At 69.1% G+C, this 26,309-nt stretch carries 23 protein-coding genes and 2 tRNA genes; 18 read left to right on the forward strand and 7 right to left on the reverse strand.

What is annotated here, in order from left to right; translation table 11 throughout:
- Positions 1-16: 16 nt before the first annotated feature.
- Entirely contained in the window at positions 17-1,246 is a 1,230-nt protein-coding gene (locus tag OG698_RS30055) for a GNAT family N-acetyltransferase (RefSeq protein ID WP_406106727.1), read from the reverse strand.
- A 148-nt stretch (positions 1,247-1,394) separates the two neighbouring features.
- Between OG698_RS30055 and OG698_RS30060 the strand changes: the two genes are divergently transcribed.
- Positions 1,395-2,543 carry a PP2C family protein-serine/threonine phosphatase gene (locus OG698_RS30060; RefSeq protein WP_406106728.1) on the forward strand — a complete coding sequence of 383 codons (1,149 nt, stop codon included), beginning with the start codon at positions 1,395-1,397 and terminating at the stop codon, positions 2,541-2,543.
- Positions 2,544-2,674: 131 nt separating this feature from the next.
- Here the strand turns inward: OG698_RS30060 and OG698_RS30065 are convergent, their stop codons facing one another.
- A complete protein-coding gene (locus OG698_RS30065; protein ID WP_406106729.1) occupies positions 2,675-3,856 on the reverse strand; it encodes a cation:proton antiporter in 1,182 nt (393 codons plus the stop codon).
- 239 nt (positions 3,857-4,095) lie between these two features.
- Between OG698_RS30065 and OG698_RS30070 the strand changes: the two genes are divergently transcribed.
- The 3 genes from OG698_RS30070 (at position 4,096) to OG698_RS30080 (ending at position 5,748) form a co-directional block, all read left to right on the forward strand.
- Complete coding sequence (locus tag OG698_RS30070) at positions 4,096-4,887, forward strand: ABC transporter ATP-binding protein (RefSeq protein ID WP_406106730.1); 792 nt, start codon at positions 4,096-4,098, stop codon at positions 4,885-4,887.
- A gap of 187 nt (positions 4,888-5,074) precedes the next feature.
- Positions 5,075-5,308 (forward strand): hypothetical protein, encoded by a 234-nt coding sequence (locus tag OG698_RS30075; protein ID WP_406106732.1) that lies wholly within the window; start codon positions 5,075-5,077, stop codon positions 5,306-5,308.
- The gene (locus OG698_RS30080) at positions 5,302-5,748 is read left to right on the forward strand and encodes an HD domain-containing protein (protein WP_406106733.1); all 447 of its coding nucleotides are present in this window, start codon (positions 5,302-5,304) and stop codon (positions 5,746-5,748) included. Before OG698_RS30075 ends, OG698_RS30080 begins: the two co-directional genes overlap by 7 nt.
- Positions 5,749-5,838: 90 nt before the next feature.
- Here the strand turns inward: OG698_RS30080 and OG698_RS30085 are convergent, their stop codons facing one another.
- Positions 5,839-6,987: an acyltransferase family protein gene (locus OG698_RS30085; RefSeq protein WP_406106735.1), complete on the reverse strand. Its 1,149-nt coding sequence runs from the start codon at positions 6,985-6,987 to the stop codon at positions 5,839-5,841.
- Between the two features lie 535 nt (positions 6,988-7,522).
- Between OG698_RS30085 and OG698_RS30090 the strand changes: the two genes are divergently transcribed.
- A complete protein-coding gene (locus tag OG698_RS30090) occupies positions 7,523-7,717 on the forward strand; it encodes a hypothetical protein (protein ID WP_100594330.1) in 195 nt (64 codons plus the stop codon).
- Between the two features lie 77 nt (positions 7,718-7,794).
- Here the strand turns inward: OG698_RS30090 and OG698_RS30095 are convergent.
- Positions 7,795-7,865 (reverse strand) — tRNA-Gly (locus tag OG698_RS30095).
- 141 nt (positions 7,866-8,006) lie between these two features.
- On the opposite strand from OG698_RS30095, the gene OG698_RS30100 reads away from it, so the two are divergent.
- From OG698_RS30100 to clpX, 5 genes are all read left to right on the forward strand, one after another.
- A tRNA-Pro gene (locus OG698_RS30100) sits at positions 8,007-8,083 on the forward strand.
- A 151-nt stretch (positions 8,084-8,234) separates the two neighbouring features.
- Positions 8,235-9,623: a trigger factor gene (gene tig / locus OG698_RS30105; protein ID WP_399978079.1), complete on the forward strand. Its 1,389-nt coding sequence runs from the start codon at positions 8,235-8,237 to the stop codon at positions 9,621-9,623.
- A 341-nt stretch (positions 9,624-9,964) separates the two neighbouring features.
- Positions 9,965-10,573, forward strand: coding sequence for an ATP-dependent Clp protease proteolytic subunit (locus OG698_RS30110; protein ID WP_399978278.1), 609 nt, complete (start codon positions 9,965-9,967; stop codon positions 10,571-10,573).
- A 53-nt stretch (positions 10,574-10,626) separates the two neighbouring features.
- Positions 10,627-11,286, forward strand: a complete 660-nt coding sequence (locus OG698_RS30115; RefSeq protein ID WP_100594205.1) for an ATP-dependent Clp protease proteolytic subunit — start codon at positions 10,627-10,629, stop codon at positions 11,284-11,286.
- Between the two features lie 155 nt (positions 11,287-11,441).
- A complete protein-coding gene (gene clpX, locus OG698_RS30120; protein WP_326775765.1) occupies positions 11,442-12,728 on the forward strand; it encodes an ATP-dependent Clp protease ATP-binding subunit ClpX in 1,287 nt (428 codons plus the stop codon).
- Positions 12,729-12,810: 82 nt separating this feature from the next.
- Here clpX and OG698_RS30125 read toward each other — a convergent pair whose 3' ends face one another.
- Positions 12,811-13,782 (reverse strand): hypothetical protein, encoded by a 972-nt coding sequence (locus OG698_RS30125; protein ID WP_406106738.1) that lies wholly within the window; start codon positions 13,780-13,782, stop codon positions 12,811-12,813.
- A gap of 185 nt (positions 13,783-13,967) precedes the next feature.
- Between OG698_RS30125 and OG698_RS30130 the strand changes: the two genes are divergently transcribed.
- A complete protein-coding gene (locus OG698_RS30130; RefSeq protein ID WP_406106740.1) occupies positions 13,968-16,598 on the forward strand; it encodes a valine--tRNA ligase in 2,631 nt (876 codons plus the stop codon).
- Between the two features lie 110 nt (positions 16,599-16,708).
- Here OG698_RS30130 and OG698_RS30135 read toward each other — a convergent pair whose 3' ends face one another.
- Together OG698_RS30135 and OG698_RS30140 are read right to left on the reverse strand one after the other, a co-directional pair.
- Positions 16,709-17,377 carry a hypothetical protein gene (locus tag OG698_RS30135; protein ID WP_406106741.1) on the reverse strand — a complete coding sequence of 223 codons (669 nt, stop codon included), beginning with the start codon at positions 17,375-17,377 and terminating at the stop codon, positions 16,709-16,711.
- Between the two features lie 117 nt (positions 17,378-17,494).
- Positions 17,495-18,493 carry a rod shape-determining protein gene (locus tag OG698_RS30140; protein WP_406111367.1) on the reverse strand — a complete coding sequence of 333 codons (999 nt, stop codon included), beginning with the start codon at positions 18,491-18,493 and terminating at the stop codon, positions 17,495-17,497.
- Positions 18,494-18,626: 133 nt separating this feature from the next.
- On the opposite strand from OG698_RS30140, the gene OG698_RS30145 reads away from it, so the two are divergent.
- The 7 genes from OG698_RS30145 (at position 18,627) to mrdA (ending at position 26,305) form a co-directional block, all read left to right on the forward strand.
- Complete coding sequence (locus tag OG698_RS30145) at positions 18,627-20,138, forward strand: bifunctional folylpolyglutamate synthase/dihydrofolate synthase (protein WP_399978091.1); 1,512 nt, start codon at positions 18,627-18,629, stop codon at positions 20,136-20,138.
- A gap of 6 nt (positions 20,139-20,144) precedes the next feature.
- Positions 20,145-20,498, forward strand: a complete 354-nt coding sequence (locus OG698_RS30150; protein ID WP_329573401.1) for a DUF4233 domain-containing protein — start codon at positions 20,145-20,147, stop codon at positions 20,496-20,498.
- Between the two features lie 49 nt (positions 20,499-20,547).
- Positions 20,548-20,961: a nucleoside-diphosphate kinase gene (ndk, locus tag OG698_RS30155; protein ID WP_100594213.1), complete on the forward strand. Its 414-nt coding sequence runs from the start codon at positions 20,548-20,550 to the stop codon at positions 20,959-20,961.
- A gap of 315 nt (positions 20,962-21,276) precedes the next feature.
- The gene (locus OG698_RS30160; protein WP_059131610.1) at positions 21,277-22,296 is read left to right on the forward strand and encodes a rod shape-determining protein; all 1,020 of its coding nucleotides are present in this window, start codon (positions 21,277-21,279) and stop codon (positions 22,294-22,296) included.
- Positions 22,297-22,440: 144 nt separating this feature from the next.
- Complete coding sequence (mreC, locus tag OG698_RS30165) at positions 22,441-23,391, forward strand: rod shape-determining protein MreC (protein ID WP_406106744.1); 951 nt, start codon at positions 22,441-22,443, stop codon at positions 23,389-23,391.
- 12 nt (positions 23,392-23,403) lie between these two features.
- Positions 23,404-24,078, forward strand: coding sequence for a rod shape-determining protein MreD (gene mreD, locus OG698_RS30170; RefSeq protein ID WP_406106746.1), 675 nt, complete (start codon positions 23,404-23,406; stop codon positions 24,076-24,078).
- A gap of 46 nt (positions 24,079-24,124) precedes the next feature.
- Entirely contained in the window at positions 24,125-26,305 is a 2,181-nt protein-coding gene (gene mrdA, locus OG698_RS30175) for a penicillin-binding protein 2 (protein WP_406106748.1), read from the forward strand.
- Positions 26,306-26,309 lie beyond the last annotated feature (4 nt).

Genomic DNA, 26,309 nt, shown 5'->3' on the forward strand with positions numbered 1-26,309 from the left:
GCCACACCCCGCCCGCTCAGAATCCGTGCGGCAGCCAGGGCGCGACGACAGACCCGAACGCGAGCGCCGCCTCGTCGACCGCGCCAGGACGCAGCTCCCGCACCCGCCCGGCCGCCGCCAGCGCCGCCGGCGACGTGTCTCCGAGATAGGCCGCCGCCAACTCCCGTACGGACAGGGCAAGATCGGGTTCGTCGTCCGTGCGCTTGCAGGACGCCCCCTTGGCGTCCCCGGTCAGCCGCCACCGCCCCGCGTTCCACGGACAGAACTCGTCCGTCACGTCCAGGACGACGTCGACCGGCGCCTGATACGTGCGGGCCTCCAGCGCGGCACCGAGGTCCACGAGCCGTACGTGCATCGAGTCCCGCAGTCGCACCTGGCACCGCCGGATGTCGCTGACGAGGGAGAACAGCGGATCGTCCACCGGCCGGTTGCGCGCCTGGACGGTCGACGTCAGGTCGATGTCCAGGAGGAAGCGCCACAGCGCCGCGTACGCCGCCGGGTCGAGCGCGTCGATGTGCCGCAGCGTGATCCGGCCCTTGGGCCCGGCTGCGTCCCACTCGGGCTTGTTGTGGAAGCGGACGTAGCCGACCGTCTCGCCGTCACGCTCGGCCAGCACGCACTGCATCGGCGACGCGCCCTCGCGCTCCGACGGCGCGTCGAGCAGCGGCAGCCGCTCCCAGCCGGGCCTGCGGGCGAGCATGCCGGGCCGGGTGCCGATCGTCCGCACGTACACGGCCTCGCACGCGGCGGCGGCCTCGGCGACGTCGGCGAACCGCAGCCGTACGTCGTCCGTCCCCGCCGGGGCGTTGATCCGCACCCGCGTCGAGTCGATCTCCACGCTCGCCTGCCGCGTCCCGATCCCGTACCCGAACCGGCCGTAGATCGCGGGCTCGGACGCGGTGAGCACGGCGAGCGGCTCGCCCCAGGACCGTACGTCGTCGAGCTGGCGCCGCATCATCGACGTCAGGACCCCGCGCCGCCTGTCCGTCGCCGCGACGGACACCATCGTGACGCCCGCCGCCGGGACCTGGGCCCCGCCCGGCACCGTCACCCCGAACGTGAACGCCCCCGCCGTCCCCACGCACCGGTCGCCGTCCCAGACGCCGATGGACCGGTCGAACTCGGTGAGGTCGTCCCACAGCGCGCGTTCCTCGGGCGCTTCGGGGACCCCTCCGAAGGCCAGCTCCAGCTTCGCGTACCACTCGTGCCAGTCGTTCTGGCGCAGCACCCGTACGTCCATCGTCATAACGCATCCCTACCAGGACACCGTGGACGAAGCGAGAGATTTTCCGCGCCCGCGGGAGGTGCCGGAAGGTGCCGGAAGGTGACTGGAAGAGGGACAAGTGGGACCTCCCGTGCGAAGCCCCTGGCCCGATGGATAAGGTCCACGAGCAATGGCAGGACGACGCGCGCAAGCCGAGACGTTTCCGGCCCGGATGAAGATGAGACTGCACCGGGCCCGCATCGGCCTGCGCAAATCGGGTGTCGACTACTTCCGCGGCGACGGTTCCGACTGGGTCGCCCTGGCGGGCCTGCTCCTCATGGTCCCGGTCATCGCCTGCGGCACCCTCCTCAACTCGGTCTGGTGTTCCCCGACGGCGCTCGTCCTGCCGATCGTGGCGGGCGGGCTGCTGCTGCGCCCGGCCAGCCTCCTCGGCCTGTACGCGGCCGCCGCGGCGGCGCTCATCGTGGAGTCCGTCAGGCTCGGCCCGTACGCGGAGGGCGCCGCCCGGGTCACCCCGGGCACTGTCCTGGTCGTGGCGGCCTGCGGTTTCTTCGGGCTGCTCATCGCCCAGTTCCGCAGCCGGGTCGGCGTGCCCTGGCGGCGCGGCGGCACGATGCTGTTCGACCTGCGCGAACGCATCCGCGTACAGAGCAAGCTGCCGCAGCTGCCCAAGGCCTGGCACCGCGAGATGGCGCTGCGTCCGGCCGGCGGCCAGTCCTTCTCCGGCGACTTCGTGGTCGCGGCCCGTACGAACGGCGGCCGCACCCTGGAGGCGGTCCTCACCGACGTATCGGGCAAGGGCATGGACGCGGGGTCCAGGGCCCTGCTCCTGTCCGGAGCCTTCGGCGGGCTCCTCGGCTCCCTGCCGCCGCACGCCTTCCTGCCTGCCGCCAACGGCTATCTGCTCCGGCAGGACTGGGACGAGGGCTTCGCCACGTCCATCCACCTCGTCCTCGACCTGGAGTCGGGCGACTACGAACTCTTCTCCGCGGGGCACCCGCCGGGCCTCCAGCTCAGCGCGGGCAGCGGCCGCTGGGAGGAGAAGGCCGCCGAGGGCCCGCTCCTCGGCGTCTACGACGGCGCCCAGTTCGACTCCATAAAGGGCTCCCTGCGCCCCGGCGACGTCCTGATGCTCTTCACGGACGGCCTGGTCGAGACGTCCGACCGGGACATCGCCGAGGGCATCGACCGCCTCACCGGCGAGGCTGACCGCTATGTCTCGGGCGGGTTCCACGGCGCGGCCTGGCACCTCATCGAAGCGGTGGCCAAGGACGTCAACGACGACAGGGCGCTACTGCTGATCTGCCGAGACGCGTGACGGCTCCGCCTGTGCGTTGATGAGGCTGCGGCGAAGCCGCATGCCTTCAGGGGCGCGGGGAACTGCGCGACCAGCCACAGAAGACCCGCACCCGGCAACGAAAGCTCGCCCCTAGGGTGCGGACCCACCCGTCACACCCCGGCGCCCGCTCGCTCATCGAGGGGCGCCCCATCCGGCCGCCCCCCTGGAAGGACCCGCGCGAGCCACTCCGAGCGGCCCGCCGCCATGGGTCCGAGGACGGCGAGCAGCAGTACATAACCCGCGATGAACGGCGACAGCCGCTCGTCCAGGCCCGCGCCCGCCGCCATCGTGGCGAGGATCAGGGCGAACTCGCCCCGGGCGAGCAGCGTCGTGGAGATGTTCGCGGCGGGGCCGGGCCCGAACCCGTACACGCGCGCCGCCCCGAGTCCCGCGAGCACGTTCATCACCAGCGTCACCGCGACGGCCGCGAGGACCGGCCACAGCACCGTCGGCAGGTCGCCCGGGTCGATGGAGAGGCCGAACGCGAAGAAGAAGATCGCGCCGAACGCGTCCCGCAGGGGGTGCACGAGCTTGCGGATGCGCTCGCCCGACGTGGTGGAGCCGAGCATCAGGCCGACCATGAACGCGCCGATCGCGTCCGCGACCCCGAACCACTCGGAGACCCCGGCGACGAACACGGCCGCGCCGAGGAAGGAGATGACGAGGAGCTCGTCGTCCTTGGTGTTGAAGAGGTGGCCCACGATGCGGGTGCCGAAGCGCGCCGCGAGCGCGAGCAGCAGGAGGAAGCCGAACGCCTTGCCGCCGTCCATGACCGCCGACGCGAGGCTGTCCGCGCCGGACAGGATCGGCTGGAGCGCGGCGAGGTAGAGGGCCAGGAAGATGTCCTCGACGACGATGATCCCGAGGATCGGCTTGGTCTCCGGATTTCCGAGGCGGCCGGTGTCGACCAGGACCTTCGTGACGATCGCCGACGAGGAGATGCCGAGGACCCCGGCGAGGACCAGAGCCTCGGAGGTGCCCCAGCCGAGGGCGAATCCGAAGCCGAGGCCCGCGCCGACGTTCAGCGCGAGGTACGTCCCGCCGGCGATGGCCATCTTCCGGCCGCCGGTCTTGAGGTCGTCCAGATGGAATTCGAGGCCGAGGTAGAAGAGCAGCAGGACCAGGCCGAGTGCGGAGAGCATCTCCAGGTCGTGCGGGTCGGCGACGAGCACGATGCCGGGTGTGTGCGGGCCGAGGAGGATCCCGGCCAGGATGAACAGGGGGATGGTGGGGAGTCCGATGCGTCCGCCGAGGCGGGCGAGGACGGCGGCGGCGAGAAAGGCACCGCCCATGGCTATCAAGGTGTCTGCATGTCCGATGGGTCCGTTCCTTCCGTTCTTGGCTTGGTCGGATGGCCGGCTTAGGTCAAGAGCGAGTCAAGAACTCGTCAATAGTTAGCTTACCAAACCATTTCCGCGGTCCGGGGTGGGGTTCTCCCCACCCCCGTTTCGCCAGCGGCCCTCATGGTCGGCGAGGCCCCTCGATCCGTACGTTCGAGACATCGAATCCGGCACCGTACGAGAGGGCGCTCATGGGCCTGGGCAAGAAGCGGCACGACGAGGCACCGCGTGACGACAGGTGGGCCGTCGACCTGCGCGGCGTCCGCCGTCAGTACGGCCGCGGCGGCGGCGCCGTGCACGCCCTGCGCGGCATCGACCTCGCCCTGCCCCGCGGCAGCTTCACCGCGGTCATGGGGCCCTCCGGCTCCGGCAAGTCCACGTTCCTGCAGTGCGCGGCCGGCCTCGACCGCCCCACCGACGGCACCGTCCACCTCGGCGGCACCCTCATCACCGGCATGAGCGAGAACAGGCTCACCGCCCTGCGCCGCACCCGCCTCGGCTTCGTCTTCCAGGCGTTCAACCTGCTGCCCTCGCTCACCGTCGAGCAGAACGTCGTCCTGCCCATGCGCCTCGCGGGCCACCGCCCCGACCGCCGCCGCGCCGCCGAGGTCCTCGCCCAGGTCGGCCTCGGCGACAAGGGCAAGCGGCGGCCGGGCCAGCTCTCCGGCGGCCAGCAGCAGCGTGTCGCCATCGCCCGCGCCCTGATCACCCGCCCCGACGTCGTCTTCGCCGACGAGCCCACCGGGGCCCTCGACACGACAACGGCCGCCGACATCCTGGGACTTCTGCGCACGGCCGTCGACAGCATGGGCGCCACCGTCGTCATGGTCACCCACGACCCGGCCGCCGCGGCCTACGCCGACCGCGTCCTGTTCCTCGCCGACGGCCGGATCGTGGACCAGCTGCACGGGGCCTCCGCGCAGGCGATCGCCGCCCGCATGGCGACCCTGACGGCCTCCGCCTACGCGGGAGCGGCCGCCTGACGGTGCCCAACGGCCCTGCCCGCGTTCAAGCCCGCGGCGTTCGGCGGCACCTTCGTCGCCGTCTTCGTCGCCCTGCTGATGGCCGCGATGACCGTCTCGGCCTGCGGCATCCTCCTGGAGACCGGAGTACGCGCCTCCGTCCCGCCCGAACTCCCCCGGACCACTCGGCTCCACCCACCGCCAGGTCATGCGCATGATCCGATGGGAGGCGCTCCTGGTCGCCCTGGCCGGCATCGGGCTCGGCACGGGCATCACCGTCGCCACCCTGGTGCAGATGATGAACGGCCTGACGGGGCAGTCCCCGTACATCCCGCCGCTCGTGTACGGCTCCTTCGCCGGGTCCGTCCCGGTTCTCGGGCCGGCCGCGACCGCTTCCGGCCCGGGTGGCCCTGCGCAGGCCGTAGGGTCGGCCGCATGCTGACCCTCGCCGAGGTGGAGGCCCTGGCACGCGGGGCCCACGCCACCCAGACGGACAAGGCCGGACGCCCCTACGCGGAACACCTGGAGGCGGTCGCCGAAGGTGTACGCGCCCGGGGCGGCGACGACGAGCAGATCGCGGCGGCCTGGCTGCACGACGCGATCGAGGACGACGCGCTCTCACCGCAGTGGCTGGCCGCGGCGGACCTCACGGACCGCACGAAGGCCGTCGTCCTCGCCCTCACCAAGCGCCCCGGAGAGCCTCAAGAGGCCTACGCGCAACGAATTCTGGCCACTCCTGGCGCGCTGCTGGTGAAGCAGTCGGACCTGGCCCACAACGCCGACCCCAGCCGCCTGGCGGCTCTGGACGCACCGACGAGAGACCGCCTGACAAGGAAGTACGCGGGGATGAGGGCTCTGCTGGGTATCAACGAGACCCCGTAGGCAACGCGCCCCTCTTGAGGGGCGCGGGGAACCGCGCGACAAGCCCTCACGCACCCGCACCCGCGCACCCGACAAACGGCGACTGCACCCTCAGGAGCGGGCCCGCCCGCGATCCCGCGCCACCTCGGCCGCGTCCTTCTTGAACGCCCACTCCATCTTCGGCTCCATCGCGAACCGGAACATGCGCTGGACCGGGGGAGTGCACAGGACCGTGATCAGGGAGGCCGCGACGACCGTCACGAACACCTCGCCCAGCGGCTTGTGCAGCCAGGCGTAGTCGTCGAACCAGCCCCAGAACCGCGAGCCCTTCGCGATGAAGCCGTGCAGCAGGTAGCCGTACAGCGTCCCCGCGCCCAGCACGGTGAACCACATCTTCCGCCGCGGCACCCACGCGAAGAAGCACGCGGTGAGGACGACCGAGCAGCCGAAGAGCGCGAACGTCATGACGGCACCGGCCCACCACGGCGCGCCCAGCTCCTGCGCGCTGTCGCGGTGGTAGAACCACGCCGACGTCATCCGCGGAGCGGCCCAGTAGGCCAGCACCAGGGCCGTCGCGAAGATCGGCACGGACAGGATCCGCACCTCACGCCGGCGCACCAGCTGGAAGTGCTCGGGCTTCAGGAACAGGCCGAGCACGAAGAAGGGGAGGAACTGCAGTACGCGCTGGAGGTCGAGGTCGTCGCCGATGTCGGGGGAGACGGAGGCGAGTACGGCGATGGCGACCGCGAGCGGCACCGGCCAGCGGACGATCTTCCACAGCGGGGTGGTGAGCCGCCACACGAACAGGGCGACCAGGAACCAGGTCAGATACCAGGGGTCGAGCAGGCTGAAGGGCTGCGTCGGATCGTCGTCCGCCCAGCGCTTGAAGAAGGTGTACGCGACCTCGAAGATCACGTACGGCACCGCGACCCCGGTGACGAGCCGCCGGAGCCGGTCGGGCCGCATGTCGAAGCTGCGGGAGAAGTAGCCGGAGATCACGATGAACGCCGGCATGTGGAACGTGTAGACGGTCATGTAGAGCGCCTCGGCGACGCGGCTGTGATCCGTCAGCGGTTCCCAGGAGTGGCCCATCGCGACCAGCACGATGGCCAGGTACTTGGCGTTGTCGAAGAACGCGTCCCGCTGTTTCGCGGGCTTGGCGGCCGGTGTGGGGGGAGCGGCTGCCGTATTCGGTGGCTGATGGGCGGGGGCCGTCTGTGCCGCAGGGAGCGGGGCTCGGGTGGGGGCAGCGCGGAACATCTGAGGCACCTTAGCGGCGCCCGCGGTATTTCGTAAAACCCTCACGTCAAATCCTCCTTACCGCGCGAGTACCCCCGATTCGGAGAAGTTGGCATAGCGATGGCGAAGTTTTCGCAGGTCTTTCGGCGGGACTTCGGGAGGCATCCAGATGAGTCCGTTATGACCACTCTCATCCTGATTAAATAGTGCATATCGGCCGCACTCGACCACCTCGGATGTGGCCCCCGCGACAATTCGAATTAACGACGAACAACACATGCGTGACCCCGCGTGCCCACGATGTGGACGTGCTGTGTGTGCATGGAAACGATCAGGCCGAATTGCCGGCCACAGGAACCCACGAAATTGCCCGGGGAACACGCGCTGATCATGTGCCCCAAGGGTGCGGGGCCGGCGCGCCGCCGCAGGGGAGTGGCCGACGATGCGTCACCCGCCGCATACGGAGGCCGTGTTGGTGGCACGATGGTTCTGGCGGGGGTGTGCGGGGTCGTACCCCCCGGGCCGGGAGAGCGGACCGACCTAGGGTGTGATCAGTGTGGCCATTTCGCTGTCAGTGGTACTGCTGTTGGCGATCATTCTCGTGGTGCTGATCCGGGGAGGGTCGATCAAGGCCGGACCTGCCGTGGTGGCGGTCCTGTTCGGGTTCTTCCTGGCTTCGACCGGAATGGCCGACGACATCCAGAGGTTCCTGAACTCGATAGCGGACACGATCAACTCGATCCAGTTCTGACCGCTCGGGAGTCTGTCCGGCCCAGGATGTGAAAAACCCCGGGCCCGGTTCTTGAGAACCGGGCCCGGGGCCACAAGAGCGGGCGACGGGAATCGAACCCGCGTAGCTAGTTTGGAAGACTAGGGCTCTACCATTGAGCTACGCCCGCACAGTTCGCGCCGCAGGTCGGTGACCGCGGCAACGGGAAGCATCGTAGCGGGTCGCAGGCCCTCGTCGCACACCGCATTCACTCCGCTCGTAATGCGGGAGCCGCACCGGCCGCGTGCATGTACCCTACGTGTCGCACCGACGGGGTGTGGCGCAGCTTGGTAGCGCGTCCGCTTTGGGAGCGGAAGGCCGTGGGTTCAAATCCCGCCACCCCGACCAGCGTCGCAACAGCAGCGTCTCAAGCGGTTGAACGCCTCCTCAAGATCGCGTTGTGGGACGGCTCCGGCTTGCCGTTACTATGCAAGCTGCGTGCCCGTGTGTCTCTTAACCGGGCAGGAACCCAGAAGTCAGCCCCCAAGGAGACCGAACCGTGAAGAGCGCCGTGGAGACCCTGAACCCGACCCGGGTTCGGCTCAGCATCGAGGTGCCCTTCGAGGAGCTCAAGGACAGCCTCGACGCGGCGTACAAGAAGATCAACCAGCAGGTCACGGTGAAGGGCTTCCGTAAGGGCAAGATCCCTGCCCGCGTCATCGACCAGCGGTTCGGCCGCGGTGCGGTGCTTGAGGAGGCCGTCAACGACGCGCTTCCGAAGTTCTACACCGAAGCGGTCAACGAGGCCGAGCTCAACGTGCTGGGCCAGCCCGAGGTCGACATCACGGAGCTGAAGGACGGCGAGACGCTGAACTTCACCGCCGAGGTCGACATCCGTCCCGAGATCGTGATTCCGGACTACTCCGGCATCGAGGTCGAGGTCGACGCCATCGAGGTCAGCGACGAGGACGTCGACAAGTCGGTGGAGCAGCTCCGTGAGCGCTTCGCCTCCACCTCCCCGGTCGAGCGGGCCGCCGAGGACGGCGACGTCGTCACGATCGACCTCGAGGCCAAGGTCGACGGCGAGGTGCTCGAGGACGGCGTCGCGTCCGGCGTCTCGTACACGATCGGCTCGGGCGAGCTCCTCGAGGGCATCGACGAGGCCGTGAAGGGCCTGGAGGCCGGTGGCGAGGCCACCTTCACCTCCGAGCTCAAGGGCGGCTCCGCCGAGGGCAAGGAGGCCGAGGTCACCGTCAAGGTCACCCAGGTCGCCGCTCGTGAACTGCCGTCCCTGGACGACGAGTTCGCGCAGCTCTCCTCCGAGTTCGACACCCTCGACGAGCTGAAGGCCGACAGCCGCAAGCGCCTCGAGAACATGAAGCAGTACGACCAGGCCACGCAGGCCCAGGAGCGCGTCCTGGAGAAGCTGCTCGAGCTGGTCGAGGTCCCCGTTCCCGAGAAGCTGCTCGAGGACGAGGTCAAGACCCGCAAGCACAACCTCGAGCACCACCAGCTCGGCCAGATGGGCCTCGACCTCGAGAAGTACCTCGAGATCCAGGGCAAGACGGTCGAGGAGTTCGACGCCGAGACCGCCGAGCAGGCCGTCAAGGGCATCAAGACGCAGTTCGTCCTCGACGAGCTCGTCAACAAGGAGAAGCTGAACGTCAACCAGGAGGAGCTCACCGAGCACCTCATGCGGCGCGCGCAGTCCTCCGGCATGTCCCCCGACCAGTTCGCCCAGGCCGTCGTCGAAGGCGGCCAGGTCCCGATGCTGGTCGGCGAGGTCGCCCGCGGCAAGGCCCTCGCGGTCGTCGTCGAGGCCGCCACGGTCAAGGACACGAACGGCGAGATCGTCGACCTCGAGGACGACGAGGACGAGTCGGCCACCGCCGGCGAGACCGTCGAGGCGGACGCCTCCGCCGACGCCGAGGAGAAGAACGAGGCCTGAGCCGATCCCGGCTCCGCACGCTTCACGGGCCCCCAGGACGCCGCCTCGCGGCACCCTGGGGGCCCGCCCCTTTCCCGCTGTTCCCGGTGCTGCCCGGCGGGGGGCTGTCGCGCAGTTCCCCGCGCCCCTGACGGGGCGCGACATGCGCTCACAGCGAACAGTTCCCCTTGCGGGATTCACCGAAGGGACCCGCGCGTTAGGGTCCATGAATACGAGGGCAGATGAGTCCCCGCAGCCGCCGCCGAAGGGCGGTGCGCAGGTGTGGGTTTCCGGCCCTCCGGATAAGACGCGAGACGGCGCGTTGCCGTCAGAGACGAGCAGGTGGATACGTGACGAATCTGATGCCTTCCGCCGCCGGTGAGCCGTCCCTCGGTGGTGGCCTCGGCGACCAGGTCTACAGCCGACTGCTCAACGACCGCATCATCTTCCTAGGCCAGCAGGTCGACGACGAGATCGCCAACAAGATCACTGCCCAGATGCTCCTCCTGGCCGCTGCCGACCAGGTCAAGGACATCTACCTCTACATCAACAGCCCCGGCGGTTCTGTGACGGCCGGCATGGCGGTCTACGACACCATGCAGTACATCCAGAACGACGTCGTCACCATCGGCATGGGCATGGCCGCCTCCATGGGCCAGTTCCTGCTGACGGGCGGCACCCCGGGCAAGCGCTTCGCCCTTCCGAACACGGACATCCTGATGCACCAGGGTTCCGCCGGCATCGGCGGTACGGCTTCGGACGTCAAGATCCAGGCCGAGTACCTGCTGCGTACGAAGAAGCGCATGGCGGAGATCACGGCCCGGCACTCCGGGCAGACCGTCGAGACGATCATCCGTGACGGTGACCGCGACCGCTGGTACACCGCCGAAGAGGCCAAGGCGTACGGCCTCATCGACGAGATCATCAGTGCCGCTACGGGTGTTCCGGGCGGCGGCGGCACCGGGGCCTGAAACCCCGGTTACGCGGTCATCCAAGCCCACCTCACCAGGACGGAACACCGACCATGAACAACATCCCCGGCAGCGGTCTGTACACCGGCCCGCAGGTCGACAACCGCTACGTGATCCCGCGCTTCGTCGAGCGCACCTCGCAGGGCGTGCGTGAGTACGACCCGTACGCGAAGCTCTTCGAGGAGCGCGTGATCTTCCTCGGCGTGCAGATCGACGACGCGTCCGCCAACGACGTCATGGCGCAGCTCCTGTGCCTGGAGTCGATGGACCCGGACCGTGACATCTCCATCTACATCAACAGCCCCGGCGGCTCCTTCACGGCGCTCACGGCCATCTACGACACGATGCAGTTCGTGAAGCCGGACATCCAGACGGTCTGCATGGGCCAGGCGTCCTCCGCGGCCGCCGTGCTCCTCGCCGCCGGTACGCCGGGCAAGCGCATGGCCCTGCCGAACGCCCGCGTGCTGATCCACCAGCCCTCCGGTGGCACCGGCCGTGAGCAGCTCTCCGACCTGGAGATCGCTGCGAACGAGATCCTCCGGATGCGTGAGCAGCTCGAGGAGATGCTGGCCAAGCACTCCACGACGCCGATCGAGAAGATCCGCGACGACATCGAGCGCGACAAGATCCTCACGGCCGAGGACGCCCTGGCGTACGGCCTGATCGACCAGATCATCTCCACTCGGAAGATGAACAGCGACGCTATCGCGTGACGTTCCGCTGTATCGTCTGCCGCTCCTTGGCACGGTTCACGTCAAAGTGAACCGTGCCAAGGGGGGCCCGAACGGGGGGCCCGGCAAGGTACCGTCGGATACAGGCACCAGGAGTCGCTTACGCGAGCGTCTCCCAGGCGAAGGGGAAGCACCTCGTGGCACGCATCGGTGACGGCGGCGATCTGCTCAAGTGCTCGTTCTGCGGAAAGAGCCAGAAGCAGGTCAAGAAGCTCATCGCAGGCCCCGGTGTGTACATCTGCGACGAGTGCATCGACCTCTGCAACGAGATCATCGAGGAAGAGCTCGCGGAGACGAGCGAGGTCCGCTGGGAAGAACTTCCCAAGCCTCGCGAGATCTACGAGTTCCTCGAGGGCTATGTCGTCGGCCAGGAGGCCGCGAAGAAAGCCCTCTCGGTCGCTGTGTACAACCATTACAAGCGGGTCCAGGCCGGTGAGAACGGCGGAGCCCAGGGACGCGACGACGCGATCGAGCTGTCGAAGTCCAACATCCTGCTCCTGGGCCCCACGGGCTCGGGCAAGACCCTCCTGGCCCAGACCCTGGCCCGCATGCTGAACGTTCCGTTCGCCATCGCCGACGCGACGGCGCTCACGGAGGCCGGCTATGTGGGCGAGGACGTCGAGAACATCCTCCTGAAGCTGATCCAGGCGGCCGACTACGACGTCAAGAAGGCCGAGACCGGGATCATCTACATCGACGAGATCGACAAGGTCGCCCGTAAGAGCGAGAACCCGTCGATCACGCGCGATGTGTCCGGTGAGGGCGTCCAGCAGGCCCTGCTCAAGATCCTCGAAGGGACCACGGCTTCCGTCCCGCCCCAGGGCGGCCGCAAGCACCCCCATCAGGAGTTCATCCAGATCGACACGACGAACGTGCTGTTCATCGTGGGCGGCGCGTTCGCCGGCCTGGAGAAGATCATCGAGTCGCGGGCGGGTGCCAAGGGCATCGGCTTCGGCGCGACGATCCACTCCAAGCGCGAGCTGGAGGAGAAGGACCAGTTCCGGGAGGTCATGCCGGAGGACCTGGTGAAGTTCGGGATGATCCCCGAGTTCATCGGCCGTCTCCCCGTCATCACCTCGGTCCACAACCTGGACCGCGAGGCGCTCCTCCAGATCCTCCTGGAGCCGCGCAACGCCCTGGTGAAGCAGTACCAGCGCCTCTTCGAACTCGACGGCGTGGAGCTGGACTTCGAGCGCGAGGCCCTGGAGGCCATCGCCGACCAGGCCATCCTGCGCCGCACCGGCGCGCGCGGCCTGCGCGCGATCATGGAGGAAGTCCTCCAGTCCGTGATGTACGAGGTCCCCTCCCGCAAGGACGTGGCCCGCGTCGTCATCACGGCAGAGGCCGTTCACTCGAACGTGAACCCGACGCTGATCCCGCGGGATGCGCGGGGGAGCGGTAGCGGGGAGCAGAAGTCGGCGTAGGCGGCACGGCAGGACACGACTGAGGGGCGCCCGGCGAGCTGATCGCCGGGCGCCCCTCAGTTACCCCCGCAGGTACGGGCGGTTACTCGGCGACGCGGACTTCCTTGCGGAGGTCGGCGGTGATCTTCGCGGAGTCGTCGAGACCGACGCCCTTGCCGCCTGCTGCCGGGACGCCCATGCCGATCGTGCTGTAGTCCGCCCACAGGCACATGTACTGGGTGTCGACCTTGCCTGTCGCGATGTTCTTGGCCTGCGCCTGCTGGCACTTCATCACTGCGCCGTCGAGGCCGTCCGGCTCGACCGTCTTCGCGTCGCCGATGAAGGTCATGCTCGGCTCCGACTTCTTCGCCTGCTCCTTCTTCATGCCGGCGAACGTGGAGTCGATCGCCGCCTCGGGGTCCTTCACCTTGCCGTAGATGCCCATGAAGGACACCGCCTTCGACGTGGCGACATCCGCCGCCGACGGCTGTGCGGCAGGGTCGCTGACGTCGATCGTCGAGTAGATGGCGCTGACGGCCTTCGCGTTCGTGACCCCGCTCTGCGCGAGGACCTTGGCGTCGCCCGAGGTGGCGTCCTGGGCGCCCTTGTCCTCGCCCATGCGCTTGTAGTCGCCCATCACCGTCGCCGGCGTCGTCAGCTTGTGCGGGCCGTCGTCCGCCACGGACGAGCCGCCACCCCCGAACATGAAGTACGCGCCCACGCCGATCGCCGCGACCACGGCCACCGCGCCGATGATCAGGCCCGTCTTCTTCTTGCCGCCCTGGGGCGGGCCGGGGGGCGGGGGGACCTGGCCGTAGGGGGCCTGGGGCTGCTGGCCGTAGGGGCCCGGCTGCTGGGGCTGGCTGTAGCCGCCGGGCTGGCCGTACGGCTGCTGCGGCTGGCCGTACGGGGGCTGCTGCGGCGGCACGCCCTGCGGGGCCTGCTGCGGGTAGCCGTAGCCGGGCTGGGGCGCGGCCGGGGGCTGCTGGCCGTAGGGGCCCGGCTGCTGCTGGCCGTAGGGTCCGGGCTGCTGAGGCTGCTGCCCGCCGTACGGGCCCGGCTGGTTGTAGCTCATTTCTGGGGTTCCCTCCCGATGCTTATGCGTTCCGAACATCCTGGCGGAAGGTGACCGTGTGTGGGGAACCCGGGGGCGGATCGGTGCCATGTTGTTGAAAGGTTGTTCCAGACGGCCGGGGCGGCCGCCGCGTCGCACGGGAATCCGGTTTCGGGTCACCCCTGCCGCGCCTCTAAACTGACCCGGTGACCGAGAACACTCAGCAGCAGAATCCAGCGCCCACCACCGAACTGCCGACCCAGTACGCGCCGGCCGAGGTAGAGGGGGCGCTGTACGAGCGCTGGGTAGACCGGGGTTACTTCACCGCTGACGCGAACAGCGAGAAGGAGCCGTACACGATCGTCATCCCCCCGCCGAACGTCACGGGCGCGCTCCACCTGGGCCACGCCTTCCAGGTCACGCTCATGGACGCCCTCACGCGCCGCAAGCGCATGCAGGGCTACGAGACGCTGTGGCTGCCCGGCATGGACCACGCCGGCATCGCGACCCAGAACAAGGTCGAGCAGCAGCTCGCCGAGGAGGGCAAGTCCCGCCAGGACCTGGGCCGCGAGGCGTTCACCGACCGCGTGTGGCAGTGGAAGGACGAGTACGGCGGCCGGATCCTCGGCCAGCTGCGCCGCCTCGGCGCGGGCCTCGACTGGTCGCGTGAGCGCTTCACGATGGACGAGGGCCTGTCGAAGGCCGTCCAGACCATCTTCAAGAACCTGTACGACGACGGGCTCATCTACCGCGCCGAGCGCATCATCAACTGGTGCCCGCGCTGTCTGACGGCGATCTCGGACATCGAGGTCGACTACCAGGACGACGACGGCGAGCTCGTCTCGCTGAAGTACGGCGAGGGTGACGAGACGGTGGTCGTCGCCACGACCCGCGTCGAGACGATGCTCGGTGACACCGCCGTCGCCGTGCACCCCGACGACGAGCGGTACGCGCACCTGATCGGCCGGCGCATCAAGCTGCCGCTCACCGACCGGACCATCCCGGTCGTCGCCGACACGCACGTCGACCCCGAGTTCGGCACCGGTGCCGTCAAGGTGACGCCCGCGCACGACCCGAACGACTTCGCGATCGGCCAGCGGCACGGCCTCGAGTCCATGACGATCATGGACGAGCGCGGTGTCATCACCGTGCACGGTCCCTTCCAGGGCCTCGACCGCTTCGAGGCGCGCTCCGCGATCGTCGCCGCCCTGCGCGAGCAGGGCCGCGTCGTCGCCGAGAAGCGCCCGTACGTCCACTCCGTCGGCCACTGCTCGCGCTGCAAGACCACCGTCGAGCCGCGCCTGTCGCTGCAGTGGTGGGTCAAGGTCGACACGCTCGCCCAGGCCGCCGGTGACGCGGTCCGCGACGGTCGCGTCGCGCTCCACCCGAAGGACATGGAGAAGCGCTACTTCGACTGGGTCGACAACCTCAACGACTGGTGCATCTCACGCCAGTTGTGGTGGGGCCACCGGATCCCCGTCTGGTACGGGCCGAACGGCGAAGTCGTGTGCGTCGGCCCCGACGACCCGATCCCCGGTACGGAGGCCGAGGGCTGGACCCAGGACGAGGACGTCCTCGACACCTGGTTCTCGTCCGGCCTGTGGCCGTTCTCCACGCTCGGCTGGCCGGAGAAGACCCCGGACCTCGAGAAGTTCTACTCGACCGACGTCCTGGTGACCGGCCACGACATCATCTTCTTCTGGGTCGTCCGGATGATGATGTTCGGCCTGTACGCCATGGAGGACCAGGTCCCCTTCAAGACGGTCGCCCTGACCGGTCTCGTCCGCGACGAGTTCGGCAAGAAGATGTCGAAGTCGAACCCGAACGCCGTCGACCCGCTCGACTGGATGGACGCGTACGGCTCCGACGCCGTGCGCTTCACCCTGGCCACCGGCGCCAACCCGGGCGCCGACGTGCCGATCGGCGAGGACTGGGTCAAGGCCTCCCGTAACTTCGCCAACAAGATCTGGAACGCGACGCGCTTCGCGCTGATGAACGGCGCGACGGTCGAGGGGCCGCTGCCGGCGCCCGAGGCGATGACCGCGACGGACCGTTGGATCCTGTCCCGGCTCAACAAGACGGTCGCCGAAGTCGACGCGTTCTATGACGACTTCCAGTTCGCCAAGCTCTCCGACGCCCTCTACCACTTCGCGTGGGACGAGGTCTTCGACTGGTACGTCGAGCTGTCGAAGACGACGTTCTTCGAGGGCGGCGAGCAGGCGAAGGTCTCCGGCCGCGTGCTCGGCGAGGTCCTCGATGTGACGCTGCGTCTGCTGCACCCGATCGTCCCGTTCGTCACCGAGACGCTGTGGACGACGCTGACGGGTGGCGAGACGCTCGTGATCGCCGAGTGGCCCAAGGACAGCGGCTTCCGTGACGCCGCCGCCGAGAGCGAGATCGAGACGCTTCAGCAGGTCATCACCGAGGTCCGGCGCTTCCGTGCCGACCAGGGCCTGCAGCCCGGTCAGCGCGTGCCGGCCCGGCTCGACCTCGGCGGGACCGCGCTCGCCCCGCACGAGGCCGCCATCCGGCAGCTTCTGCGTCTGCAGCCCGAGGGCGACGCGTTCTCGGCCACCGCGACTCTGCCGGTCGCCGGTGCGCAGGTCGCGCTCGACCTGTCCGGCACGATCGATGTGGCGGCCGAGCGGAAGCGGCTCGCCAAGGATCTGGCCGCCGCCGAGAAGGAGAAGGCCCAGGCCACGGGCAAGCTCGGCAACGAGGCGTTCCTCGCCAAGGCGCCGGACGCCGTCGTCGACAAGATTCGCGGGCGCCTCGCCAAGGCGGACGAGGACATCGCCCGTATCCAGCAGCAGTTGGAGCGGTTGCCTCAGGCCTGACGCGTCCGACGTGCCCTGACGCGTCCGACGTGTGCCTGATGTGTGGTGAAGGCCCCCCGGGATCCTCTTGGTTCCGGGGGGCCTTCGCGTTTCTCCGGGTGCCAGGGGCTTTACGTACGCAGTCCCAGGCGTTGCAGCTCAGCCTCCGCCAACGCGTCCAGCACCACAGGGTCCGCCTCTCGCCAGCCCTTCGCGAGGGAGCCGGGGCCGGGATCCGGGGGGACGTCCAGGTCCAGGTCCGGATCCATGTCCGGGTCCATGTCCGGGTCCACGTCCGGGTCCTGGTCCTGGTCCTGGGTTGCGTCGGGGGCGGCCGGGAGTAGTTCCGCCGTCGCCGCCAGTTCGTCCAGCGGGCGCAACAGCGCTCTCAGCGCCAGCAGTTCACGGCCGTCCTCCGTCGAGGCCAGCTCCTGCGCTGCCGCAGCCTGGCGCGTCCAGCGGATGCGGCGGGGCAGCCACACCGTGAGCATCAGGCCCACCGGGATCACGAAGAGCGCCGCCGCGCCCAGGACCGCGAGCGCCTGTGCGGCGGCCGGGCTCTGCGGGGCCGGTGCCGCGCTCACGATCCTGTCGCCCGCGTGGGCCACGCCCCGCAGCGCTCCGTCCACCGAGCTGCCGAGGAGCGGGATACGGGGGCGGTGCTGGGCCGGCTGGGACGCCAGCTGTGCCAGCCGGTGCGCCGCCAGCGCCGCCGCTGCCCACAGCGCGATCCACAGCAGGGCGGCGCCGTCGCCCAGGAGTTGGCGTGCGCGGCGGCCGGGGTTGTGTGCGTACCACATGGTGCGATTGGACCTTCTCCGTACGGGGGCGGGGGCGCACCGCGCCGGGGGGTCTCCCGGCGTCCCCGGTTCGGGTCAGCCCATCGCGGCCCCCACGCGCCCTTCCGTTCGGGCCACTTACGCCGCCGTAAGCAGGCGCTGGAGCGAGTCGAAGTCCTCCACGCACTTGCCGCAGCCCAGCGCCACGCTGTCCAGCGGGGCCTCGGCCGGGAAGACCGGGATGCCTGTGGCCTCCGCCATGCGCAGGTCCAGGCCAGGAAGCAGCGCGCCGCCGCCCGTCAGCACGATGCCGTGCTCCATGACGTCACCGGAGAGCTCCGGCGGGCACTCCTCGAGGGTCGCCCTGAGTGCCGAGACGATCGCTTCGAGGGGGGAGTTGAGGGCTTCCCGGATCTCCTGGGTGGTGAGCGTCGCCGTGTGGGGGAGGCCTGCCAGTCGCTGGCGGCCTCGTACCGTGAAGGTGCCCGTTTCGGAGAGTTCCTCGGCCGGAGCCGCGGAGCCGATGGCCAGTTTGACCGCCTCCGCGGTGCGTTCGCCGATCAGCAGGCCGTGTTCCTTGCGCACGTGGTCCGTGATCGCGTCGTCCATGCGGTCGCCCCCGACACGTAGGGACTGTGCGGTGACGATGCCGCCCAGCGAGATCACCGCGACCTCCGTGGTGCCGCCGCCGATGTCCACCACCATCGAGCCGCGCGCCTCGGCCACCGGGAGGCCCGCGCCGATCGCCGCGGCCATGGGCTCCTCGATGACGTGGACCGCCCGGGCCCCGGCTCGCTGTGCCGCGTGGACGATCGCCCGGCGCTCCACCGGGGTGACTCCACTGGGGACACAGATGACCATGCGGGTCCTGGGGCGGCGGCCCGGGACCGCCTTGCGGACGAAGTGGCGGAGCATCTCCTCCGCCGCCTCGTAGTCGCTGATCACACCGTCGCGAAGGGGGCGGATCGCGGTGATGGAGCCCGGGGTCCGGCCGAGCGTCTCCTTGGCCTCCGTGCCCACGGCGACGGTCGTCTTGTTCTGTTTCAGCGCCAGTACTGAGGGCTCATTGAGCACGATCCCCTTGCCGCGTACGTAGAGAAGAGTGTTGGCGGTGCCGAGATCGATGCCTATGTCCATGATCGTCAAGTTTGCAGGGTGATGCCGTGGTCCGGATGGACCAAGGTCCCGAAACGGACGGGCCGAAAGTCCTTGACCTGCCGGGTGGGGTGCGGGCCGGGCCGTGCCGGAGGTTCTCCGTAGACTGGCTTGTGTGAGTGAGCTCCCCCCGCGCGACAGCGGCGAATCCGACGGCTTCGACGACATCGTGGACGCCGAGACCGAGCGTGACCCCGATCTGGCACTGATCGAGGCCGGCAGTCGTACCCTCCGCACGCAGGGGGGTGCTCCGCAGGGGGACGGCGTGCCCGCGCGGCCGCAGGACCCCGAGGTGGCCGAGGCCCTGCGAGAGGTCGAGACCGAGCTCGCGGGGCGGTGGGGCGAGACCAAGCTGGAGCCGTCCGTCTCGCGCATCGCCGCTCTGATGGACGTGCTCGGCGACCCGCAGCGCGCCTATCCCTCGATCCACATCACGGGGACGAACGGCAAGACGTCCACGGCCCGCATGATCGAGGCGCTTCTCGGCGCATTCGAGTTGCGTACGGGGCGTTATACGTCGCCGCACGTTCAGTCGATCACCGAGCGCATCAGTCTCGACGGCGCGCCGATCGACTACGAGCGGTTCATCGAGACCTATCGGGACATTGCCCCGTATGTGGAGATGGTCGACCAGAAAGAGGAATTCCGGCTTTCCTTTTTCGAGGTGCTCACGGGGATGGCGTACGCCGCCTTCGCCGACGCACCGGTCGATGCCGCCGTCGTCGAGGTCGGGATGGGCGGCAGCTGGGATGCCACCAATGTGATCGACGCGTCGGTGGCCGTCGTGACGCCCATCGATCTGGATCACACGGACCGGCTGGGCTCCACCCCGGGTGAGATCGCCCAGGAGAAGGCCGGGATCATCAAGCAGGGCGCCACGGTGATCATGGCGCAGCAGCCCGTCGACGCCGCTCAGGTGCTCCTGAAGAAGGCCGTCGACGTGGACGCGACCGTGGCCCGCGAAGGGCTCGAGTTCGGCGTCGTCTCCCGCCAGGTCGCCGTGGGCGGGCAGCTGCTGACCCTGCGCGGGCTCGGCGGCGAGTACGACGGGATCTTCCTTCCGCTGCACGGTGCCCACCAGGCGCACAACGCGGCCGTCGCGCTGGCCGCCGTCGAGGCCTTCTTCGGGATCGGCGCCGAGCAGGCCCGGCTCCTCGACCTGGACACCGTCCGCCAGGCCTTCGCCGGCGCCACCTCGCCCGGCCGGCTGGAGGTCGTGAGGCGTTCGCCCACCGTGGTGCTCGACGCCGCGCACAACCCCGCCGGTGCCCGCGTCGCCGCCGAAGCCATCAGCGAGGTCTTCGACTTCAGCCGGCTGGTGGGTGTCGTGGGAGCGAGCGGCGACAAGAACGTGCGCGGGGTGCTCGAGGCCTTCGAGCCGATCTTCGCCGAGGTCGTCGTCACCCAGAACTCCAGCCACCGCGCGATGGACGCCGACGAGCTAGCTGCCATCGCGGTCGAGGTTTTCGGGGACGAGCGCGTGCAGGTCGAGCCCCGCCTCGACGACGCTCTCGAGGCCGCCATCACGCTGGCCGAGGAAGAGGGCGAGTTCTCCGGCGGCGGCGTGCTCGTCACCGGCTCCGTGATCACTGTCGGCGAGGCCCGGCTGCTGTTGGGGAAGGGCTGATCCGCTGTGCGCGTGCTGTGTTCATCGACCCTGATCGGTGAGTTCTTCGTCATCGGCTTCGCCGGGCTCGTCGCCATGAAGGACCCCGATCTGTCGGGCGGCGTCGTGTGGGGCGTGTGCGGGGTCGCCATGCTGCTGTCCGTGCTGCTGTGCGGGGCGCTCGGGCGGCGCGGCGGCATCGAGCTGGGGTGGGTGCTTCAAGCGGCGCTCGTCGCCAGCGGGTTCGTCGTGCCGATGATGTTCATCCTGGGTCTCTGCTTCGCCGGGCTCTGGTGGGCCTCCGTTCACTTCGGCCGCAGGATCGACGAGGCCAAGGCGCGGTGGGCCGCCCAGGCCGAGGCCGGAAGTAACACCGCGTAGCCGTGCCCGGTATCGTGCGGGCATCCCACGAAGATTTTGGAGCCGCACCATGAGTCAGCGCACCCTTGTCCTTCTCAAGCCCGACGCCGTCCGCCGCGGACTCGTCGGCGAGATCATCGGCCGCATCGAGCGCAAGGCCGGCTGGACGATCAGCGCGCTGGAGCTGCGGAACCTGGACCAGGACACCCTGGAGCAGCACTACGGCGAGCACAAGGGCAAGCCCTTCTACGAGCCGCTGGTCGCCTTCATGGCGTCCGGGCCCGTGGTCGCTCTCGTCGTCGAGGGCGAGCGGGTCATCGAGGGTGTGCGTCAGCTGGCCGGTCCGACCGACCCGATCGCCGCCGCGCCCGGCTCCATCCGCGGCGACTTCGGCACCATCGTGCGTGAGAACCTGATCCACGCCTCGGACTCGGAGGAGTCGGCCGAGCGCGAGCTGAAGATCTTCTTCCCTGGACAGGTGTAGTCCGGTCCGTGAGACCGTAAAGTTCTTTTTCTGACACTGCGTCAGTCACGGAGCGCTGCTGAACAGGGGCGGCCGGAGAAATTCGGCCGCCTTTTGGCATATGCGCCCCCATTGGGGGAACGCAACACTCCGTCGGCACGTCCCCATTAGCGGAGCGGGGATTCATCTGCTGACAATGGCGAAGACCCTCGCGCCGTGTTCGTGCAGGCGAGACTACGATGTAAGCCTCCACGCCACTCGCACCCACCTCGCCTACCTAACAAGCCATCAAACGCTCCACTTGGGAAGGCCAGACGAATCCTGATGGGGAACTCAATGTCGTTCATCGGCCGTGACATGGCTGTCGACCTCGGGACCGCCAACACGCTGGTGTACGTCAGGGGTCGCGGGATCGTACTCAACGAGCCGTCCGTCGTCGCGATCAACACCAACACCGGCGGCATCCTCGCCGTCGGTGCCGAAGCCAAGAAGATGATCGGCCGCACGCCCGGCAACATCGTCGCCGTGCGACCGCTGAAGGACGGCGTGATCGCCGACTTCGAGATCACCGAGCGCATGCTCCGCTACTTCATCCTGAAGATCCACAAGCGGCGCTACCTCGCTCGTCCCCGTGTCGTGGTGTGTGTGCCCTCCGGCATCACCGGAGTCGAGCGCCGCGCGGTCATCGAGGCCTCCTCGCAGGCCGGTGCCCGCCAGGTGCACATCATCGAGGAGCCCATGGCCGCGGCCATCGGCTCCGGCCTCCCGGTCCACGAGGCCACGGGCAACATGGTGGTCGACATCGGCGGCGGCACCACCGAGGTCGCGGTGATCTCGCTCGGCGGAATCGTCACAGCACAGTCCATCCGGGTCGCCGGGGACGAGCTGGACAACGCGATCATCCAGCACATCAAGAAGGAGTACTCGCTGCTTCTTGGTGAGCGGACTGCCGAGCAGATCAAGATCACGATTGGCTCCGCGTACGACCTCGACTCCGACGAACACACCGAGATCCGCGGGCGCGACCTCGTGTCCGGACTTCCGAAGACCGTCGTCATCTCGGCCGCCGAGGTGCGCAAAGCGATCGAGGAGCCGGTCAACGCGATCGTCGACGCCGTCAAGACAACGCTGGACAAGTGCCCGCCCGAGCTGTCGGGCGACGTCATGGACCGGGGCATCGTGCTCACCGGCGGCGGCGCCCTGCTGCGCGGCCTCGACGAGCGGCTGCGCCGTGAGACCGGCATGCCGATCCACATCGCCGAGGACCCCCTCGACAGCGTGGCGCTCGGCTCCGGCAAGTGCGTCGAGGAGTTCGAGGCGCTCCAGCAGGTGTTGGACGCCCAGCCGCGCAGATGACCTGACGCGAGACGTCCGCCGTACGAGTGCCTGCCACTTCGTACGGCGGATCGTTGATATATAGGCAAGGCGTAAGAATTCCCCATAACCTGCGGTGCCTCAGGGTTCCGCAGAATCCGATTGAGGAAGGCACGGCCGCCGCACGTGAGGGACACACGAGAGAGCCGGCTGCTCCTGGTGCTGCTGATCGCCATCGCGTTCGCACTGATCACGGTGGACATCCGCGGTGGGGAGGACTCGCCGGTCGACGGTGCCCGCCGGGCCGCCGCCAGGGTCTTCGGCCCCGTGGAGAACGGCGTCTCCAGCGCAGTCGACCCGATCGGCAACGCCATAGCTGCCGTCAAGGACTCCGGTGAGCGGCACAACCGCGTCAGCGAACTGGAGCGCGAGAACGCCGCCTTGAAGGCGAAGCTCGGCAGCGACGACCGCAACCGAAGCAAGATCCGCCAGTTCGACTCCATGCTGAAGACGGCCGGCGCAGGGCAGTACGGCATCAAGGGGGCCCAGGTCATCGCCATAGGAGCAGCCCAGGGTTTCTCCTGGACCGTCACCATCGACGCCGGCGCCAACGACGGCCTCAAGCGCGACATGACCGTCCTGAACGGGGACGGGCTCGTGGGGCGCGTCACCACCGTCGGACCGAACACCGCGACCGTCCTGCTCGCCAACGACCCCGACTTCACCGTCGGCACCCGCATGGAGCGCACCGACGAGCTCGGCTTCGCCTCCGGACAGGGCGACCGGCCGCTGCGCGTACAACTCCTCAACGGCAAGGCCGAGATCAAGAAGGGCGACCGTCTGGTGACCTTCGGGTCCCAGGCCGACAAGCCGTTCGTGCCCGGCGTGCCGGTGGGGCGTGTGGTGCGCGTCGATCCGTCCGGCGGCGACCTGACCCGGACGATCTATGTGAAGCCGTACGTCGGATTCACCAAGCTCGACGTCGTCGGCGTGGTCGTGCAGGCACCGCGCACCGATCCGCGCGACGAGGTGCTGCCGCCCAAGCCGGCCAAGCCCAGGCCGACGCCCACCGTGACCGTCACGGCCACGCCGTCCGGGCCCCCGGCCGACGCCAGCGGCATCGACGACGAGCAGTAGGAGCTGGATCCCATGCGCTTCAACCGGTTGCTGCTCTCCGCCCCCCTGGTGATCGTCGCCCTGGTGGTCCAGGTGTGCGTACTCGCCCGTCTCCAACTGCCCGGCGCCGTGCCGGACCTCGTGCTCCTGACCGTCGTCGGCCTCGCCCTCGTGTACGGCCACGTCGGCGGCGCGTTCATCGGGTTCGGCGCGGGTCTGCTCGCGGACCTCGCGCCGCCCGCCGACCACGCCGCCGGGCGCTACGCCCTCGTGCTGTGCGTCGTCGGCTACCTCGTCGGCCTCGCCAAGCCGGACAACGGCCAGCTCAGGTCGGCCTTCGGCCCGATGGTCGTGGTCGTCGCCGCGGCCGTCGGCTCGACCCTGCTCTACGCGGGCGTCGGAGCCCTCGTCGGTGACACCGCCGCCCGCCATGTGGGCATCGGCAGCCTGCTGTTCACGGCCGCGCTCTACGATCTGCTCCTCGCGCCCTTCACCGTCCCGTTCATCATCGCCCTGGCCAGACGCGCCGAGAACGATCCGCTCGCCGATTCCTCGCCGGGCGCCGGCAAGGCCACCGACGTCACCGCCGGCTGGCTCTCCTCCGGCACGGGCCTGCGCATCGGCAACCAGCGCGGCGGAATCCGCCTGAAGGCCGCCAGGGCGCGCACCGCGCGGGCAGGCCGCATCAAGGGGGTCAAGCGCCTGTGACCGCCGCGCACATCACCGCGTACACGCACTGAGAGGGGGAGGCAGCATGACCAACATTCCCGAGACCGGGCGGACCCCACGTGTCCAGATCCGGCTCGTCATCCTCCAGATCCTGGTCCTGTCCCTCCTGCTCACCCTCGGCGGCCGCCTCTGGTACCTCCAGATCCGCAACGGCGCCGAGTACGCCAAGGAGGCCTCCGGCAACCACGTCCAGCAGGTCGTCAGCCCCGCCGTGCGCGGCTCGATCCTGGACGCCCGCGGTGTGCCGATCGCCGACAACGAGACCCGCCTGGTCGTCTCCGCGTCCCGCACGGACCTGATGAAGATGCCCGACGACGGCAAGGCCGTACTGGCCAAGCTCGCCGACGTGCTGGGGATGAAGCCCAAGGACGTCACGGAGAAGGTCCGCCTCTGCGACGCCAAGACGCCGCAGCCCTGCTGGAACGGCTCGCCCTACCAGCCCATCCCGATCACGGACGAGGCCACGCCCAAGCAGGCCCTCCAGATCCGCGAGCGCTCCGAGGACTTCCCCGGCATCACCGCCGAGCCCGAGGCCGTACGCCGCTACGCGGGGCCGGGTGGCTCCAACACCGCGCAGGTCCTCGGCTACCTCTCGCCCGTCACCGACGCCGAGATCGAGAAGGCCAAGGACACCTCGTCGCCGTACCTGCGCTCCGACCAGGTCGGCCGCTCCGGCCTCGAGCGCACCTACGACAAGGAGTTGCGCGGCAAGGCCGGCGTCACCCGCTACGAGGTCGACAACCTCGGCCGCGTCATCGGGCGCGCCAAGAGCGACCAGGCCGAGCCCGGCGCCAACGTCGTCACCTCGATCGACGCCCGCGTGCAGGGCGTCGCCGAGCGCGAGCTGAACGAGGCGATGAAGGTGGCCCGCCAGCAGTTCGACAAGATCACCGGCGAGAACTACAAGGCCGACTCCGGCGCGGTCGTCGTCATGGAGGCCAAGACCGGCCGGATCGTCTCCATGGCGTCCGCACCGTCGTACGACCCGAACGTCTGGATCGGCGGCATCTCCGCCAAGGACTACAAGAAGCTCACCGGCAAGGGCTCCGACTACCCGCTGCTCAACAGGGCCATTCAGGGTCAGTCCGCGCCCGGTTCGACGTTCAAGGTGATCTCCACGGCCGCCGCGGCCGAAGCCGGCTACAAGTGGGACGGCGACTACCCCTGCACCAGCTCCTACTCGGTCGGCGGCCAGGTTTTCAAGAACTTCGAGGGGGAGAGCTTCGGCCCCATCTCTCTCGGCCGCGCGCTGGAAGTCTCCTGCGACACCGTCTTCTACGGCCTCGCCGACCGGGAGTGGAAGAAGGACGGCGGCATCAACCCGAAGGGGACCCCCAAGGACTACTTCTACAAGGCCGCCCACCAGTTCGGCCTCGGCAAGACCACCGGCATCGACCTTCCCAACGAGGTCACGGGCCGCGTCCCCGACCGCCAGTGGAAGAAAGACTTCTGGAAGGCCAACAAGGACGGCTGGTGCAAGACCGGCAAGAAGGACGGCACCTACGTCGAGAAGATCGCCTACGAGAACTGCCTCGAGGGCAACAAGATGCGCGAGGGCGACTCGATCAACTACTCCATCGGCCAGGGCGACACCCTCCTCACGCCGATTCAGGAGGCCATGATCTACGGGGCCCTCGCCAACGGCGGCACCGAGTACGTCCCGACCATCGGCAAGGCGATCATCAGCGCCGACGGCAAGACGGTCAGGGAGATCAAGCCGCAGGTCAAGGCCAAGCTCCCGGTCACCAAGGCGACCCTCAAGGGCATGGACGACGCCCTCGCCGGCGTCGTCACCCGCGGTACCGCCGCCTGGAAGTTCGGCGGCTGGCCCCAGGACAAGATCCCGCTGCACGCCAAGACCGGCACCGCCGAGGTCTACGGCAAGCAGACCACGTCATGGCTGGCCACGTACTCCAAGGACTACTCGGTCATCATGACGATCTCCCAGGCCGGTACGGGCTCCGGAGCCTCCGGTGAGGCCGTCCGCAAGATCTACAACGCGCTGTACGGCGTCGCCGCCGACGGCACGATCGACAAGAAGAAGGCCCTGCTGCCCGAGCCGGAGAAGAACCTGCCGAAAATCCAGCGGGACGGCTCGATCGACGCACCGACCATCAAGCCCTACAAGCCCGCCGAGCCGAGCCCGTCCCCCGAGCAGGAACTGGCGGCGGTCATCGGCACCCCGGTCAGCGGAAGGCGGGACTGACGCA

It is taken from the genome of Streptomyces sp. NBC_01003 (assembly GCF_045162695.1).
GTDB lineage: Bacteria > Actinomycetota > Actinomycetes > Streptomycetales > Streptomycetaceae > Streptomyces.